Raw genomic sequence first — 15,721 nt, 5'->3', positions numbered from 1 at the left:
TTTTTTACGGCGACACGGCCAATTTTTTGCAGAATTGAAGACTTCGTTACCACGACGACCATGACCAATCCGGGAGAGTAAGTATGTCCGCTGAACACGTTTTGACGATGCTGAACGAACACGAAGTGAAGTTTGTTGATTTACGCTTCACTGATACCAAAGGTAAAGAACAGCACGTCACTATTCCTGCTCATCAGGTAAATGCCGAATTCTTTGAAGAAGGCAAAATGTTTGACGGCTCCTCGATCGGTGGCTGGAAAGGCATTAACGAATCAGACATGGTTCTGATGCCAGATGCGTCTACTGCACTCATCGACCCGTTCTATGAAGAGTCTACCCTGATCATCCGTTGCGATATCCTGGAACCCGGTACGCTGCAGGGCTATGACCGCGACCCGCGCTCCATCGCAAAACGCGCTGAAGAGTATCTGCGTTCTACCGGCATCGCAGACACCGTTCTGTTCGGGCCAGAGCCAGAGTTCTTCCTGTTTGACGACATCCGCTTCGGCGCATCTATCTCCGGTTCTCACGTGGCTATCGATGACATCGAAGGCGCATGGAACTCCTCCACCAAATACGAAGGTGGTAACAAAGGTCACCGTCCTGGCGTGAAAGGCGGTTACTTCCCGGTTCCTCCGGTAGATTCTTCTCAGGACATCCGTTCTACCATGTGTCTGATCATGGAAGAAATGGGTCTGGTTGTTGAAGCGCATCACCACGAAGTGGCGACCGCTGGCCAGAACGAAATCGCGACCCGCTTTAACACCATGACCAAAAAAGCGGACGAAATTCAGATCTACAAATACGTTGTGCACAACGTTGCACACCGTTTCGGTAAAACCGCGACCTTTATGCCAAAACCGATGTTCGGTGATAACGGTTCCGGTATGCACTGCCACATGTCCCTGTCCAAGAACGGCGTAAACCTGTTCTCTGGCGACAAATATGCGGGTCTGTCTGAGCAGGCGCTGTTCTACATCGGCGGCGTAATCAAACACGCTAAAGCGATCAATGCCCTGGCTAACCCGACCACCAACTCCTACAAGCGTCTGGTCCCAGGCTACGAAGCGCCGGTAATGCTGGCTTACTCTGCCCGTAACCGTTCTGCTTCTATCCGTATTCCGGTTGTTGCTTCCCCGAAAGCGCGTCGTATTGAAGTGCGTTTCCCGGACCCGGCTGCTAACCCGTACCTGTGCTTCGCAGCGCTGCTGATGGCTGGTCTTGACGGTATCAAGAACAAGATCCACCCGGGCGAAGCCATGGACAAAAACCTGTATGACCTGCCGCCGGAAGAAGCGAAAGAGATCCCACAGGTTGCAGGTTCTCTGGAAGAAGCACTGAAAGAACTGGATCTGGACCGTGAGTTCCTGACTGCAGGCGGCGTGTTCACCAATGAAGCGATTGATGCGTACATTACGCTGCGTCGCGAAGAAGATGACCGTGTGCGTATGACTCCGCACCCGGTAGAGTTTGAGCTGTACTACAGCGTTTAATTTAACTTTTACACTCTCACATAAAAACGTGCAGAGAATGTAATAACCAATGGATTTCTTGCTACAGCAAGGCAGCAATTGAGTGAATCCCCGGGAGCTTACATAAGTAAGTGACTGGGGTGAGCGAAAGCAGCCAACACAGCTGTCGGGAGAAAGACGAAGGTTTTAGTTGCCGTGGAACTTTTAGCCCATCCCAGGATGGGCTTTTTTCTCCACTAACAACCTGCTTTTTCGCGCTTTTTTGATGTAAAAAGCTATAATGCACTAAATTGGTGCAATACTTTTCAGGAGACTGCTGAATGGCAACCGGCACGCTGCCCGATGCTGGGCAGATCCTCAATTCTTTAATCAACAGCATTTTGCTCGTCGACGATGAGCTGGCGGTACATTACGCCAACCCGGCGGCACAGCAGCTGCTCGCCCAAAGCTCCCGCAAACTGTTTGGGACACCGCTTCCCGATCTGTTGAGTTATTTCTCCTTAAACATCGGACTGATGCGAGAGAGCTTGGAAGCAGGCCAGGGCTTTACGGATAACGAAGTGACGCTGGTGATAGACAGCCACTCACATATCCTCTCAGTGACCGCTCAGAGGCTGCCTGATGGCCTTATCCTGCTGGAGATGGCGCCAATGGATAACCAGCGCCGTCTGAGTCAGGAGCAGCTCCAGCACGCCCAGCAGATTGCCGCCCGCGATCTGGTGCGCGGTCTGGCGCACGAAATCAAGAACCCTTTAGGTGGATTACGCGGCGCAGCGCAGCTACTCAGCAAAGCGCTTCCGGACCCGGCGCTGACCGAATATACCAAAGTCATTATTGAGCAGGCCGACCGCCTGCGTAATCTGGTCGACCGTCTGCTGGGACCACAACAGCCTGGCATGCATGTCACGGAAAGTATTCACAAGGTGGCGGAGCGCGTGGTGGCGCTGGTCTCAATGGAGCTCCCGGAAAACGTCACGCTGATTCGTGATTACGACCCGAGTCTGCCCGAATTACTGCACGACCCGGACCAGATCGAGCAGGTTCTGTTAAACATCGTGCGCAATGCTTTGCAGGCGCTGGGAGCGGAAGGCGGTGAGATCATTCTGCGTACCCGCACCGCGTTTCAGCTCACGCTGCACGGCGTACGTTATCGCCTGGCGGCACGGATTGATGTTGAGGACAACGGTCCGGGTATTCCCTCGCATTTGCAGGACACGCTGTTCTACCCAATGGTCAGCGGTCGCGAAGGCGGTACCGGGCTTGGATTATCCATCGCCCGCAATTTAATTGATCAACATTCCGGCAAAATTGAATTTACCAGTTGGCCGGGTCATACCGAGTTCTCGGTTTACCTGCCTATCAGGAAATAAGGTGACGTTTATGCAACGAGGAATAGTCTGGGTCGTTGATGACGATAGTTCCATCCGTTGGGTGCTTGAACGTGCGCTCGCAGGGGCAGGGCTAAGCTGTACCACATTTGAAAGTGGTAAAGAGGTGCTGGACGCGCTGGCCAGCAAAACGCCTGACGTACTGTTGTCGGATATTCGCATGCCGGGCATGGACGGTCTAACGTTGTTAAAACAGATTAAACAGCGGCATCCGATGCTTCCGGTCATCATAATGACCGCGCACTCCGATTTGGATGCTGCCGTCAGCGCCTATCAGCAAGGGGCGTTTGATTATCTGCCCAAACCTTTTGATATTGATGAAGCCGTGGCGCTGGTCGAACGTGCCATCAGCCATTATCAGGAACAGCAGCAGCCGCGCAATGTTCAGATCAATGGCCCAACAACCGACATCATCGGCGAAGCGCCGGCAATGCAGGACGTCTTTCGCATTATTGGCCGACTGTCCCGGTCGTCAATCAGCGTATTGATTAACGGAGAGTCCGGGACCGGTAAAGAGCTGGTCGCCCATGCGTTGCATCGTCATAGCCCGCGCGTCAAAGCGCCCTTTATCGCGCTGAACATGGCGGCTATTCCGAAAGATTTGATCGAGTCTGAGCTGTTTGGCCATGAAAAAGGGGCGTTTACCGGGGCAAATACGATTCGCCAGGGGCGCTTTGAACAGGCTGACGGCGGTACGCTATTTCTCGATGAAATAGGTGATATGCCGCTGGACGTGCAAACGCGTTTACTGCGCGTATTAGCCGACGGGCAATTTTATCGCGTTGGCGGCTATGCGCCCGTGAAGGTGGACGTACGTATCATCGCCGCCACGCACCAGAATCTGGAACTGCGAGTACAGGAAGGCAAATTCCGCGAAGACTTATTCCATCGTCTGAACGTCATCCGCGTGCATCTGCCGCCGCTGCGTGAACGTCGGGAAGATATCCCCCGTCTGGCACGTCATTTCCTGCAGGAGGCCGCGCGCGAACTGGGCGTTGAAGCCAAACAATTACACCCGGAAACCGAGGCGGCGCTGACCCGTCTGGCCTGGCCGGGTAACGTGCGTCAGCTTGAGAACACCTGCCGCTGGTTAACCGTCATGGCCGCCGGGCAGGAAGTGCTGATTCAGGACTTACCGGCCGAACTGTTTGAAGCCAGCGTGCCCAATGCGCCTTCACACATGCAGCCGGACAGCTGGGCAACCCTGTTGGCACAGTGGGCAGACCGGGCCTTGCGTTCCGGTCATCAAAACCTGCTTTCTGAGGCTCAACCGGAGATGGAGCGCACGCTGTTGACCACCGCGCTACGTCATACCCAGGGGCACAAACAGGAAGCCGCACGCCTGCTTGGCTGGGGCCGTAATACCTTGACGCGTAAGTTAAAAGAACTCGGAATGGAGTGACGATTCGTCACTGTGTAAAGATTGATCACTGAGCGCAAACTGCTGCTATTTTGCGCTTTACTGTTCCGATGAGTTAAGTATGATCGTGCCCGGCAAACGGGGGGAAGTAATCATGCTGGAATCAATCATTAATCTGCTATCGAGCGGCTCAGTCGACAGCCACACGCCACAAACTGCGGTTGCCGCAGTGCTGTGTGCGGCGCTGGTTGGGCTGTTTAGCTGAAGGCGCGCCGGATGGCGCTAACGCTTATCCGGCCTACAGATTATCGCGACGTGTAGGCCCGGTAAGCGTAGCGCCACCGGGCAACCCGGTTAAATGACGCGGGAGAACTGCTGCATCCGCGCTTTCTGGCGCAGATATGCATCAAAGCACATGCAAATATTACGGATCAGCAGGCGCCCCTTCGGCGTAACCTGAATCCCCTTCTCATCCACATCCACCAGCCCATCTTTCGCCAGTGGTGCCAGCAGTTTCAGGTCTTCGGCAAAATAATCAGCGAAGTTGAGATCCCATTGCTGTTCCACGGCGGCATAGTCGAGGCGGAAGTTGCAGATCAAAAGCTTAATAACATCCCGACGAATGCAGTCGTCGCGGTTCAGCGTAATTCCGCGCCACAGTGCGTTCCCTTGCTCGTCGACCTGCTGGTAATAGTGCTTCAGCTCTTTCTGGTTCTGCGCGTAGCTGTCGCCAATCATGCTGATAGCCGATACGCCCATCCCCAGTAAATCAGTATCGCCCTGGGTGGTATAACCCTGGAAATTACGGTGCAGCACACCTTTGCGTTGAGCAATGGCCAGTTCATCATCCGGGCGGGCAAAGTGATCCATCCCAATGAACTGATAACCCGTTTCGGTCAGTGAAGAGATGGTCTCCTGCAGAATATCCAGCTTCTGCTGCGCGCTGGGCAGGTCAGCATCTTTAATCTTGCGTTGGGCAGCAAACAGCGTTGGCAGGTGCGCGTAGTTAAAGACGCTCAGACGGTCTGGATTCAGCTCAGACACGCGTTTCAGGGTGAAGGCGAAGCTTTCCGGTGTCTGTTTTGGCAGGCCATAAATCAGATCAATATTTGTTGAGGTAAAGCCAATCTCCCGCGCATGATTCAGCAGCGCAAAGATAAATTCCTCATCCTGCTCACGGTTCACCAGGCGCTGAACTTCTTTGTTGAAGTCCTGTACCCCCATGCTCAGGCGGTTAAAACCTTCAGCACGTAAATGATCAAGGACATCCAGCTCAATTTCGCGCGGATCAACTTCGATCGAGATTTCGGCGTCATCGTTAAAGTTGAAGTTACCACGCAGCAGCGACATCAAACGGCTGATTTGCGCTTTATTTAAGTAAGTTGGCGTACCGCCGCCCCAATGCAGTTGGCTGACATGGCGTCCGACGAACAGCGGAGCGCGGTGAATGATTTCTTGTTCCAGGGCATCGAGGTATTGATCGGCTTTATGCTGCTGGCGAGTCACAATCTTGTTGCAGCCACAGAAGTAGCACAGTTTGTGGCAGAACGGGATGTGAACGTATAGCGAGAGCGGACGCTCAGGATAACGCGCCACGGCCTTTAGAAATGCTTCTGTGCCGTAGTCTTCAGAAAACTCCAGCGCGGTCGGGTACGAGGTATATCGTGGCCCGGAATAGTTATATTTCTGGATCAGGGCCAGGTCCCAGTCTATTAGCTGCTCTGACATGCTCACTCCTTCCGATGGCGTCTCTGGCGGGTACGGCGTACCGGCTTAACCCCAGTGCGGGTGATGAGCCGGTTGCGCAGCCACTTCTGTCGCCGCGACAACCGCTGTAGTTTAACGAATAACCACACCAGATAACATATAACCGGAAGGGTTATAAGCAGGACGGGAAGACCCACGGTGTAAAACCGTTAGTTGCCGCCTTTCAGCAGGCGCATCATGTCTTCCTGCTTTTCTTCCTCTTCCTCTTCTTCCTCGTCATCGTAAGAAAGACCCAGCTTTTGCATCAGCTCATCGATGCGGTCCAGCTTGGCATCAACCCAGGCCTGATCTTCCGCGCTCAGGGTTTCTCCTGCTTCAAGACGCTCCAGCAGCGCATCCAGGCGCTCATCCGTTTCCAGTAAATCCAACTCAGCCTGTGGTGAAAGCATAGGTTTCTCACTCTTCGGTTTGTGCTGTTTGGTGACTTTTTCGGTCACGCCCAATGGAATGGGTTTTTTGCTGCCAATACGAGGATCTTTTTGCTTGTTTTGGTTTCCGCCACCAGAACCGCCTTCGCTACCGGACGCACGGCTACCCGCCGCATGACCACGGTGTTTTTTCTGGCGCTTACGGTCGCGAGCTTCCTGGTTAATTTCTTCGCGTGTTTTACGACGCGCTTTTGCAGGACCTTTACCGCGTGGTGTAGAAGTTGGTTTCATCATGATTCGTCTTTGGCTGTATTTATTCAGTATATAATTGCGCCGGAATCTAGCAGAAATAAAGAAAAAAGGCGACAGAGTAATCTGTCGCCTTTTTTCCTGACTCTCAACCCTTACGGGCTCTACTATCCCTGTTGGCTATCAACACACCCTGTTTTTCCCTTAGCCTGCAACATTCCGTGTTGTTTCCATTTCCTTTTACTAACGTCTCCGGACGTTTGTCTTCCTGACAATCCTGTGTCTTCGCCTCCTGGCGCTCCTGACCCTCATCCTGAGTCGTTTATCCTGTCAGCTTCCTCGCTATGGACGCTACTTTACCGTTTTGGTTTAAACGTACAAGTAACCTGGGTAACAATTTCAACTTTTCAGAATTTAACCCGTCAGTAATTACATGATTTATTTGAATTAGTCTATTTTATGCTCTGTCATCTCGTATAGAAACTATCGGCAATGTCTCACAAAGTGCGAGGTTTTGACTTACACAGCCCACTCGTCGAAAAACCAGCCTTTTGCTGGTGTTCAGGTATAATCGCTGCAAAGCCTTGATTGATGGAGACGACCACGTTGACTAACTTGAATTATCAACAGACGCATTTTGTGATGAGTGCGCCTGATATTCGCCATTTACCTTCCGATACGGGAATCGAAGTGGCTTTTGCTGGCCGTTCCAACGCAGGCAAATCCAGTGCGCTAAATACCCTGACCAATCAAAAGGGTCTGGCGCGTACATCTAAAACTCCAGGCCGTACTCAGCTCATCAACCTGTTTGAAGTTGTGGACGGTAAACGCCTGGTCGACCTGCCTGGTTATGGTTATGCCGAAGTCCCGGAAGAGATGAAACGTAAATGGCAGCGCGCACTGGCCGAATACCTGGAAAAACGCCAGAGCCTGCAAGGTCTGGTGGTACTGATGGATATTCGCCACCCGCTAAAAGATCTCGACCAGCAGATGATCCTGTGGGCTGTGGAGAGCAACGTTCAGGTTCTGGTGCTGCTGACTAAAGCAGACAAGCTGGCCAGCGGCGCGCGCAAAGCGCAGCTGAATATGGTACGTGAAGCCGTACTGGCATTTAACGGTGATGTGCAGGTAGAAGCATTTTCATCACTGAAAAAGCTGGGTGTGGACAAACTGCGGCAGAAGCTGGATAGCTGGTTTAGTGAGCTGGCGCCGATTGAAGAGATGCAGGACGGGGAATAACCCACCGTATTGCCGGATGGCGCCGCTGCGCGTCTTATCCGGCCTACAGTATGTGCGAAACCTTCTTTCGCACAATAAAAAACGCCCCAGTCATTACTGACTGGGGCGGCTAAAATATTCAGCCAAATCCGATTACGTGAAGTAAAAGGTCTGAAAGATAGAACATCTTACCTCTGTACCCTACGTGAATAACTTTACTCTTTTTTAAGCAGCTCAGAAAGCACTTTTTGTAATTTTTTTTCATTCCTTACATAGGGAATTCTAATGGACATCACAAAAAGCTCTATCTTATGTTGCTTAGTTACGAAAAAGAGCCGTTATTCAGTAAACCCTTAGTGCGCCTGATCCCAGTTCTCACCACTACCGACTTCCACCAGCAATGGCACATCAATTTGCGTCTCGTTTTCCATCAGCTGATGGATCTTTTTCGAGACGCTTTCGAGGTCATCTTTATGCACTTCAAACACCAGTTCATCGTGCACCTGCATGATCATACGCACACGCGGTTGCTCGGTTTGCAGCCATCCGTCCACCGCAATCATCGCTCGTTTGATAATGTCTGCGGCAGTACCCTGCATCGGGGCGTTAATTGCCGCGCGTTCTGCACCGGCGCGGCGAGCGCCATTACTGGATTTAATATCCGGTAAATAGAGACGGCGACCTTCCAGCGTTTCTACATAGCCCTGCTCTTTTGCCTGCGCGCGGGTGCGTTCCATATATTCCAGCACGCCAGGGTAGCGCTCGAAGTAGAGATCCATGTACTTCTGTGCTTCTTTACGCGGAATATTCAGCTGACGCGCCAGACCGAAGGCGCTCATGCCATAGATCAGACCAAAGTTAATGGCTTTTGCGCTGCGGCGTTGTTCACCAGTCACGGAATCCAGCGGTAAACCAAAAACTTCTGCCGCCGTTGCACGGTGAATATCTTTCCCTTCGGCAAACGCGGTAAGCAGGCCTTTATCGCGCGAGAGATGCGCCATAATACGCAGCTCGATCTGCGAGTAGTCCGCAGAGACAATCACGTAGTCTTCTGGTGCGATAAATGCCTGGCGAATACGACGACCTTCATCGTTACGTACCGGGATGTTTTGCAGGTTAGGATCGGTTGAAGACAAACGTCCGGTCGCCGTAACCGCCTGATGATAGGAGGTATGTACGCGTCCGGTTTTTGGGTTGATCATCAACGGAAGCTTATCCGTGTAGGTCGACTTCAGTTTTGCTAACCCACGATATTCCAGGATAACTTTCGGCAACGGATAATCCAGCGCGAGCTCTTCCAGCACCTCTTCTGACGTTGATGGCGCGCCGCCAGGGGTTTTCTTCAGCGGCTTAATACCTTGCTTTTCAAACAAGATAGTTTGCAGCTGCTTGGTAGAAGAAAGGTTAAACGCTTCTCCGGCAATCTCGTGCGCTTTTTGCTCCAGCTCGTTCAAACGCAGCGTCAGCTCTTCTGAATGCTTGTGCAGAACAGCCGGATCGATTTTCACACCATTGCGCTCAACGCGGGACAGAACCGGGACCAGCGGCATATCAATATTTTCGAAAACATTTAGCGGCCCTTTGTGCTTCTGCAGTTCTGGCCACATCTTCAGATGCAACTGAAGCGTAACATCGGCATCCTCTGCAGCATAGCGCCCGGCCTCTTCCAGTGCTATCTGGTTAAAGGTCAGCTGGTTTTTACCTTTCCCGGCAATCTCTTCAAAGGTGATGGTTTTATGTTTCAGCCAGCGATCTGACAGGCTGTCCATATCGTGTCGGCCTGCAACACTGTTAAGAATGTAGGATTCGAGCATGGTGTCAAAGGTGATGCCGCGAAGCTCGATGTCATAGTTCGCCAGGATACCGCGATCGTACTTCAGGTTTTGCCCAACTTTATGCGCGTTCTCATCTTCCAGCAGCGGCTTCAGGAGCGCCAGCGCGCGGTCGCGAGAGATCTGATCGGGGGCATCCAGGTAATCATGAGCGACAGGAACATACGCAGCCACACCTGGCTCAATGGCAAAAGACAGGCCAACCAGATTCGCGGAGATGTTATCCAGGCTGTCAGTTTCTGTATCAAAGGCGAATACGGGCGCTTTCTTCAGCTTTGCAATCCACGCTTCCAGCGTTTCTTCGTCCAGAATCGTCACATAATTGTCGTACGAGAGAACCGTGGCAGGTTCCTCAGGCGTTTCATCGACAACGATGGTCTCCTGCGGTTTAGCTGCCGGTTTCGTCCCTTTCGCCTGTAGCCATTTACCGGCTTCAACGTCAGTAACCCAACGCTTGAATTCATACTGTTTAAACAAGCCCAGCAGTTCTTCTGCTGCTGGTTGGCGCACTTCCAGCTGCTCGCAGGTTAATTCCAGCTCAACATCCGTTTTGATGGTAGCCAGCTTATACGAGAGATACGCCACTTCTTTATTCTGCTCGAGTTTGCCTGCCATGGTTTTGGCACCACGGAAGCTCAGCCCTGCTATTTTGTCGGATTCCGCATAGAGAGTATCCAACCCACCCAGCCCCTGCAGCAACGCCTGAGCCGTTTTTTCACCCACGCCTGGTACACCTGGAATGTTATCGGAGGAGTCCCCCATCAGCGCAAGGAAATCGATGATCAGTTCAGGCGGAACACCGTACTTATTTACGACCTCATCCGGACCAAGGATCGTATTAGTCATAGTGTTGATGAGGGTGATGTTCGGCGTCACCAGTTGAGCCATATCTTTATCGCCAGTGCTAATCAGCACCGGACGCCCCACCTTCTCTGCCTCACGTGCCAGCGTACCGATGACATCGTCCGCTTCCACGCCTGAAACCGCCAGCAATGGCAGCCCCATCGCTTTTACCATCGCATGCAGAGGTTCAATCTGCGCACGTAAATCGTCCGGCATTGGCGGGCGGTGCGACTTGTAGTGTTCGAATAATTCATCACGGAAGGTTTTACCCTTAGCGTCGAATACCACCGCTGCATGCGTAGGTTGATATTGCAGAATCAAGCTACGCAACATGTTGAGGACGCCGTACATCGCACCAGTAGGCTCTCCTGCGCTGTTCGTCAGCGGCGGGAACGCGTGGTATGCGCGATACAGGTAAGATGAACCGTCTACAAGGATAAGTGGGTTTTCTGGGATCTGAACCATAATGTCCGTGCCTGTTTATCAGATTATGGGTAAAGGATGCCACAGACAGGATGAAAACATGAGTTTTTCGCCGCATTTGTCGAAAATCTTTTGCAGATCTTCTGCGTTGCTCGCAAAGCGTGCTGTGGATAACTTTGTGAATAAATAATTTTCAGCTCTTTAAATGTAGCAACAAAGTTATCACTTCATAATATTTTTATATAAATTTCAAAGCATTAAATAAAGACACAGCATTTTATTCCATTTTTACAGCTTATATCCTGATGTGGATAGATATTCCTGTTTTTTCTATTCAGCGAAGATCCATCATTTGGTTCGTTTTCTGATAAAATCAGCCCCTTGCGCCTCATTTAGCGCACTATCTATGGCTAACCTTTTGAATAATTTAATTATGACGAGAATACTCGCTGCGATAACGCTGTTGCTGAGTATCGTATTGACCATATTGGTCACGATTTTTTGTTCTGTGCCGATCATCCTTGCAGGGGTTGTAAAACTCCTTTTGCCCATTCCTGTCGTCTGGCGCAAGGTTTCTGTCTTCTGTAATTTCATGATGTATTGCTGGTGTGAAGGTCTGGCGCTACTGCTGCACCTTAATCCACGATTAAAGTGGGATATCGAGGGGCTGGAAGGTCTTAGCAAGAAAAATTGGTATCTGCTCATTTGTAACCATTACAGCTGGGCTGATATCGTTGTGCTTTGCGTTCTATTCCGTAAGCACATCCCGATGAATAAATACTTCCTCAAGCAGCAGTTAGCCTGGGTACCCTTTATTGGCCTGGCCTGCTGGGCGCTGGATATGCCGTTTATGAAACGCTATTCGCGTGGTTATCTGCTTCGCCACCCGGAACAGCGCGGTAAAGATGTCGAAACAACGCGTCGTTCCTGCGAGAAATTTCGTGCGCATCCAACAACCATTGTGAATTTTGTTGAGGGTTCACGGTTTACCAAAGAAAAACGCGAGCAAACCCGTTCACCCTATCAAAACCTGCTTCCTCCCAAGGCGGCCGGTATTGCGATGGCCTTGAACGTCCTGGGGTCACAGTTCGATAAAATGTTGAACGTCACGTTGTGCTATCCGGAAAACAGCAGCCGACCGTTCTACGATATGCTGAGCGGTAAGTTAACGCGGATTGTCGTGCGGGTGAATCTGGAGCCAATCCATGAAGAGTTGCACGGTGATTACGTAAACGATAAGGGATTCAAGCGTCGGTTTCAGCTATGGCTAAATACGCTGTGGAGTGAGAAAGACGCGCAGCTCGATGCAATTAAAGCCTCAAATAAAAAAGCCGGTCAGTGACCGGCTTTTCTTTTACTTCTGACCGACCAGATACTTCACGGTATCCGCATACTGTTGTACAAAGATATCCATGCTGCTGGTGTCCATACCCTGCGGGTTGACCTGATATTTGCCATTAACAAACATCGCCGGCACGCCCTGCAGCTGCAAGTCAGCCGCCGCTTTTTCCTGCTGCGCCACGAGTGATTTCACCACGAAGCTGTTCCATGCCGCATCATAGTCTTCGCCTTTAATACCTGCGTCGACAAACACTTTGCGGATATCTGCAACAGATTGAACGGTCTGAGTTTTCTGAACCCCTTCAAACAGCGGAACAGTGACCTGATCTTCAACGCCCAGCGCCATAGCAACCGCCCATGCCTGCGTCAGATCTTTACCCAAAGGCCCCAGAAATTCGACGTGGTATTTGGTCATCTTGGTGCCTTCCGGCAGCTTTTTCTTCACATTATCAGACACGTGAAGCACTTCTTCAAACTGGTAGCAATGTGGGCAGTAGAAGGAGAAAAACTCCAACACCTGCGGTTCACCCGCAACAGGCTTTTCCAGTGTGATGTACTGCTTACCATCCTGGAACTGCGCTGCCGATGCGCTAAAAGCTAAAACCATACCAGCCAGCGCCAGCCATATTTTTTTCATGTTCAAGTTTCTCCGATTAATACATTGGCGTTAATTGTAAGGGGGGCTCTTGCAGAATTTTTGCCTGCTCAATAAAGGTCGCAGTCTGACGATGCCAGTAATCTTCCCCGGTTAACCACGGGAAGTTTTTTGGAAACGCAGGGTCAGCCCAACGTCGAATTAGCCAGGCAAGATAATAAACTAAACGCATAGCGCGTAAAGGTTCTATCAGTCCGATTTCAGAGATGTCGAACTCACTAAACTCTTCATAAGCTTCGATAATGGTTTCAAGCTGCATGCGTTGTTCAGCTTTATCGCCATTGAGAAGCATCCATAAATCCTGAACAGCCGGACCATTACGAGCATCATCTAAATCGACAAACATCGGGCCATCGCGCCACAAAATATTACCGGCATGGCAATCACCGTGCAGGCGTAATGTGTTAAAACGCGTATGCCAGCGATCGGTAACGAGTGCGATCAGCGCATCCGTTGCCTTAAGGAAGGCCGCTTTTTGCCCTGATGGGATCAGCGGTGCGTGTTCAAAAACGTTACGCGGCTCAGTCAGATACTCTTCAAGGCCAATCGTTGGGCGAAAGGCAAAAGTACGCTTGCAGCCGGTCTGATGCATACGCCCCAGATAGCGACCCACCGCCTCCATCTGATCGATGTTATCGGCCTCAAACTGTCGCCCACCGACGCTGGGGAAGATCGCATAATGAAAACCCTGATGGCTTAACAGCGTTTGGCCGTTTAGTACTAGCGGCGCAGCTACCGGGACTTCATCGCTCACCAGTTCCAGAGCAAACTGGTGTTCTTCCTGGATCTGATCGACAGACCAACGTTCAGGGCGATAAAACTTAACGACAAAACGTCGACGGTCTTCGTCCTGGAATTGATAGACACGGTTTTCATAGCTGTTAAGCGGGGTAAGCCCGGAATCCACCCGGATCCCCTGCTCAAACAGTGCATCCATGATGGTATCCGGGTGTAGCGTCTGGAAATTAAAAGCGTTGTCGTTCATCCCATCATCCGGAAAATACTACGAATGATTCAGGATATCATTTCGCAGCGCTTTCGGTGGTGGCGATTACAAGCTTTTACTCTTTAATTACGCCACGTGCGCGGAGTAGTGCAGTTTTAAAATCTTCTTCATAATCTTTCTGAATACCTGGGATGACCGCGTCTTTCGCCGAGTCACGCATTTTCAGGTGATAGATCAGAATGTCATCAGTTAAATCCGCCAGTTCGCCGTCAAAACCTGACTCTTGCGCCAGTTTCTGTAAAAATTGCATCAGGTTTAGATCGGGTTCTTTCTGCCAGGCTGGCTGGAGGAGTTCAATAACTTCATTCAGACGTTTACATTTCATGGTTGTGCTCCTTAGGCTCAATACGGATACGTTAGCAGGGTCAATCCCACATTAAAAGAGGCGATATCAGTGATTCTGGATAGTGCAATAACAGGGGTTGTGCTGGCAGGTGGTAAGGCCAGACGGATGGGCGGAACCGATAAAGGTTTGCTTGAGCTGGACGGAAAACCTCTTTGGCGACATGTGGCAGATACCCTCGCTTTGCAGGTCGAAACCGTGGTGGTCAATGCTAATCGCCACCGGGAGATTTACCAGCAAAGCGGCCTGAAAGTGATCCCCGATTCATTGGCCGATTATCCTGGTCCACTGGCCGGAATGCTGTCGGTATTCCTGCAGCAAACAGGAGACTGGTTTCTATTCTGCCCATGCGATATGCCCTATATTCCTCACGATCTGGTCACACGTTTGAAGGAGCAGCGCAAAGCTGCACCGGTTGTCTGGGTACATGATGGGGAACGAGATCACCCGACCATTGCGCTGATGCACCGCTCCATGCAGCCCTTACTGCAGGATTATCTTCAGTCCGGTGAAAGACGCGTTATGGTCTTTATGCGTCTGGCTGGCGGTCATGCTGTCGATTTCAGCGATCATAAAGATGCGTTCGTAAACGTGAACACCCCCGAAGAGCTCGCAAAATGGCAGGAAAAATCATGATCCCATTACTCGCCATTGCGGCATGGAGCGGTACGGGGAAAACCACGCTGTTGAAAAAATTGATTCCGGAACTGTGCGCCAGAGGCATTCGTCCCGGATTGATTAAGCATACACACCACGATATGGATGTCGATAAGCCAGGCAAGGATAGCTATGAGCTACGTAAAGCCGGAGCGGCGCAAACGCTGGTTGCCAGTAAGCAACGTTGGGCGTTAATGGTTGAAACACCTGAAAAGCCCGAACTGGACCTGGCCTATCTGGTTAGCCGGATGGATGCTTCGACGTTAGATATGGTGCTTGTTGAAGGCTTTAAGCATGAACCTGTCGCGAAGATATTGCTGTTTCGTGAAGCGGCAGGGCACAGCATTGCTGAGTTGTCTATTGATGAGCACACTATTGCGGTGGCCAGCGACGCTGCGCTGGATGTAGGTGTGCCGGTTCTGGACCTCAATGATCTAAACAGCATCGTCGAGTTTATTATTAGTTGGCTGCGTACCCACCCGTAGGCCGGATAAGGCGCTGCGCCGCATCCGGCAATGTGCACCCCGCACAGACGCAAAAAAGCCCATCCGTCAGGATGGGCTTCTTCACTTTAATTAATGCCTGGCAGTTCCCTACTCTCGCATGGGGAGACCCCACACTACCATCGGCGCTACGGCGTTTCACTTCTGAGTTCGGCATGGGGTCAGGTGGGACCACCGCGCTACAGCCGCCAGGCAAATTCTGTTTATCAGACCGCTTCTGCGTTCTGATGTAATCTGTAATCAATGCTGAAAATCGTCTCAATTCCGCCAAAACATCTTCGGCGTTGTAAGGTTAA

Annotated in this window: 15 protein-coding genes, 1 rRNA gene and 1 pseudogene; 8 read left to right on the top strand and 9 right to left on the bottom strand. The window is 51.3% G+C overall.

Annotated elements, in window-relative coordinates; all coding sequences use genetic code 11:
* Positions 1-83 precede the first annotated feature (83 nt).
* The 4 genes from glnA to FDX24_RS12745 all read left to right on the top strand — a co-directional run bounded on the left by glnA (position 84) and on the right by FDX24_RS12745 (position 4,485).
* Positions 84-1,493, top strand: a complete 1,410-nt coding sequence (gene glnA, locus FDX24_RS12765) for a glutamate--ammonia ligase (protein ID WP_003028638.1) — start codon at positions 84-86, stop codon at positions 1,491-1,493.
* Between the two features lie 299 nt (positions 1,494-1,792).
* A complete protein-coding gene (gene glnL, locus FDX24_RS12755; protein WP_003028636.1) occupies positions 1,793-2,842 on the top strand; it encodes a nitrogen regulation protein NR(II) in 1,050 nt (349 codons plus the stop codon).
* A gap of 10 nt (positions 2,843-2,852) precedes the next feature.
* A complete protein-coding gene (gene glnG / locus FDX24_RS12750; RefSeq protein WP_137364403.1) occupies positions 2,853-4,262 on the top strand; it encodes a nitrogen regulation protein NR(I) in 1,410 nt (469 codons plus the stop codon).
* A gap of 112 nt (positions 4,263-4,374) precedes the next feature.
* Positions 4,375-4,485 carry a YshB family small membrane protein gene (locus tag FDX24_RS12745; protein ID WP_086523820.1) on the top strand — a complete coding sequence of 37 codons (111 nt, stop codon included), beginning with the start codon at positions 4,375-4,377 and terminating at the stop codon, positions 4,483-4,485.
* Between the two features lie 89 nt (positions 4,486-4,574).
* Here FDX24_RS12745 and hemN read toward each other — a convergent pair whose 3' ends face one another.
* From hemN to FDX24_RS12730, 3 genes and pseudogenes are all read right to left on the bottom strand, one after another.
* Complete coding sequence (hemN, locus tag FDX24_RS12740; RefSeq protein WP_115601219.1) at positions 4,575-5,948, bottom strand: oxygen-independent coproporphyrinogen III oxidase; 1,374 nt, start codon at positions 5,946-5,948, stop codon at positions 4,575-4,577.
* Positions 5,949-6,136: 188 nt separating this feature from the next.
* Complete coding sequence (gene yihI / locus FDX24_RS12735; protein ID WP_252362819.1) at positions 6,137-6,646, bottom strand: Der GTPase-activating protein YihI; 510 nt, start codon at positions 6,644-6,646, stop codon at positions 6,137-6,139.
* 106 nt (positions 6,647-6,752) lie between these two features.
* Positions 6,753-7,001, bottom strand: a pseudogene (locus FDX24_RS12730) (hypothetical protein).
* Positions 7,002-7,210: 209 nt separating this feature from the next.
* Between FDX24_RS12730 and yihA the strand changes: the two are divergent.
* Positions 7,211-7,843 carry a ribosome biogenesis GTP-binding protein YihA/YsxC gene (gene yihA / locus FDX24_RS12725; protein WP_003840416.1) on the top strand — a complete coding sequence of 211 codons (633 nt, stop codon included), beginning with the start codon at positions 7,211-7,213 and terminating at the stop codon, positions 7,841-7,843.
* Positions 7,844-8,175: 332 nt separating this feature from the next.
* Here yihA and polA read toward each other — a convergent pair whose 3' ends face one another.
* Together polA and FDX24_RS23715 are read right to left on the bottom strand one after the other, a co-directional pair.
* Positions 8,176-10,962, bottom strand: a complete 2,787-nt coding sequence (polA, locus tag FDX24_RS12720) for a DNA polymerase I (RefSeq protein WP_137364401.1) — start codon at positions 10,960-10,962, stop codon at positions 8,176-8,178.
* Positions 10,963-11,268: 306 nt separating this feature from the next.
* Positions 11,269-11,514, bottom strand: coding sequence for a hypothetical protein (locus FDX24_RS23715; RefSeq protein WP_225807950.1), 246 nt, complete (start codon positions 11,512-11,514; stop codon positions 11,269-11,271).
* Between FDX24_RS23715 and FDX24_RS12715 the strand changes: the two genes are divergently transcribed.
* Positions 11,399-12,262, top strand: a complete 864-nt coding sequence (locus FDX24_RS12715; RefSeq protein ID WP_225807937.1) for an acyltransferase — start codon at positions 11,399-11,401, stop codon at positions 12,260-12,262. The two genes, FDX24_RS23715 and FDX24_RS12715, sit on opposite strands and share 116 nt — an antisense overlap.
* Positions 12,263-12,274: 12 nt before the next feature.
* Here the strand turns inward: FDX24_RS12715 and dsbA are convergent, their stop codons facing one another.
* The 3 genes from dsbA to FDX24_RS12700 all read right to left on the bottom strand — a co-directional run bounded on the left by dsbA (position 12,275) and on the right by FDX24_RS12700 (position 14,247).
* Positions 12,275-12,898, bottom strand: coding sequence for a thiol:disulfide interchange protein DsbA (dsbA, locus tag FDX24_RS12710; protein WP_003028621.1), 624 nt, complete (start codon positions 12,896-12,898; stop codon positions 12,275-12,277).
* 16 nt (positions 12,899-12,914) lie between these two features.
* On the bottom strand, positions 12,915-13,901 hold the full coding sequence (locus FDX24_RS12705) for a serine/threonine protein kinase (protein ID WP_137364400.1): 987 nt from the start codon (positions 13,899-13,901) through the stop codon (positions 12,915-12,917).
* Between the two features lie 76 nt (positions 13,902-13,977).
* Positions 13,978-14,247, bottom strand: coding sequence for a YihD family protein (locus tag FDX24_RS12700; protein WP_003028616.1), 270 nt, complete (start codon positions 14,245-14,247; stop codon positions 13,978-13,980).
* A 69-nt stretch (positions 14,248-14,316) separates the two neighbouring features.
* Between FDX24_RS12700 and mobA the strand changes: the two genes are divergently transcribed.
* Positions 14,317-14,901 (top strand): molybdenum cofactor guanylyltransferase MobA, encoded by a 585-nt coding sequence (mobA, locus tag FDX24_RS12695; protein ID WP_048214048.1) that lies wholly within the window; start codon positions 14,317-14,319, stop codon positions 14,899-14,901.
* Positions 14,898-15,407 carry a molybdopterin-guanine dinucleotide biosynthesis protein MobB gene (gene mobB / locus FDX24_RS12690; RefSeq protein WP_137364399.1) on the top strand — a complete coding sequence of 170 codons (510 nt, stop codon included), beginning with the start codon at positions 14,898-14,900 and terminating at the stop codon, positions 15,405-15,407. Before mobA ends, mobB begins: the two co-directional genes overlap by 4 nt.
* A 95-nt stretch (positions 15,408-15,502) precedes the next feature.
* On the opposite strand, the gene rrf is transcribed toward mobB, so the two are convergent.
* Positions 15,503-15,618 (bottom strand): 5S ribosomal RNA (gene rrf, locus FDX24_RS12685).
* Positions 15,619-15,721 lie beyond the last annotated feature (103 nt).

Source organism: Citrobacter sp. wls716 (assembly GCF_005280975.1).
GTDB classification, from domain to species: Bacteria; Pseudomonadota; Gammaproteobacteria; order Enterobacterales; family Enterobacteriaceae; genus Citrobacter; species Citrobacter youngae.
Note: the sequence above shows the minus strand (reverse complement) of the source record. Positions and strands in the feature narration are given on the sequence as shown.

Bases quoted from the DNA above. Each gene is read 5' to 3' on its own strand.
- glnA (WP_003028638.1), top strand. From the start codon at position 84: ATGTCCGCTGAACACGTTTTGACGATGCTGAACGAACACGAAGTGAAG.
- glnL (WP_003028636.1), top strand. From the start codon at position 1,793: ATGGCAACCGGCACGCTGCCCGATGCTGGGCAGATCCTCAATTCTTTA.
- glnG (WP_137364403.1), top strand. From the start codon at position 2,853: ATGCAACGAGGAATAGTCTGGGTCGTTGATGACGATAGTTCCATCCGT.
- FDX24_RS12745 (WP_086523820.1), top strand. From the start codon at position 4,375: ATGCTGGAATCAATCATTAATCTGCTATCGAGCGGCTCAGTCGACAGC.
- hemN (WP_115601219.1), bottom strand. From the start codon at position 5,948: ATGTCAGAGCAGCTAATAGACTGGGACCTGGCCCTGATCCAGAAATAT.
- yihI (WP_252362819.1), bottom strand. From the start codon at position 6,646: ATGAAACCAACTTCTACACCACGCGGTAAAGGTCCTGCAAAAGCGCGT.
- polA (WP_137364401.1), bottom strand. From the start codon at position 10,962: ATGGTTCAGATCCCAGAAAACCCACTTATCCTTGTAGACGGTTCATCT.
- FDX24_RS23715 (WP_225807950.1), bottom strand. From the start codon at position 11,514: ATGAAATTACAGAAGACAGAAACCTTGCGCCAGACGACAGGAATGGGC.
- dsbA (WP_003028621.1), bottom strand. From the start codon at position 12,898: ATGAAAAAAATATGGCTGGCGCTGGCTGGTATGGTTTTAGCTTTTAGC.
- FDX24_RS12705 (WP_137364400.1), bottom strand. From the start codon at position 13,901: ATGAACGACAACGCTTTTAATTTCCAGACGCTACACCCGGATACCATC.
- FDX24_RS12700 (WP_003028616.1), bottom strand. From the start codon at position 14,247: ATGAAATGTAAACGTCTGAATGAAGTTATTGAACTCCTCCAGCCAGCC.
- mobB (WP_137364399.1), top strand. From the start codon at position 14,898: ATGATCCCATTACTCGCCATTGCGGCATGGAGCGGTACGGGGAAAACC.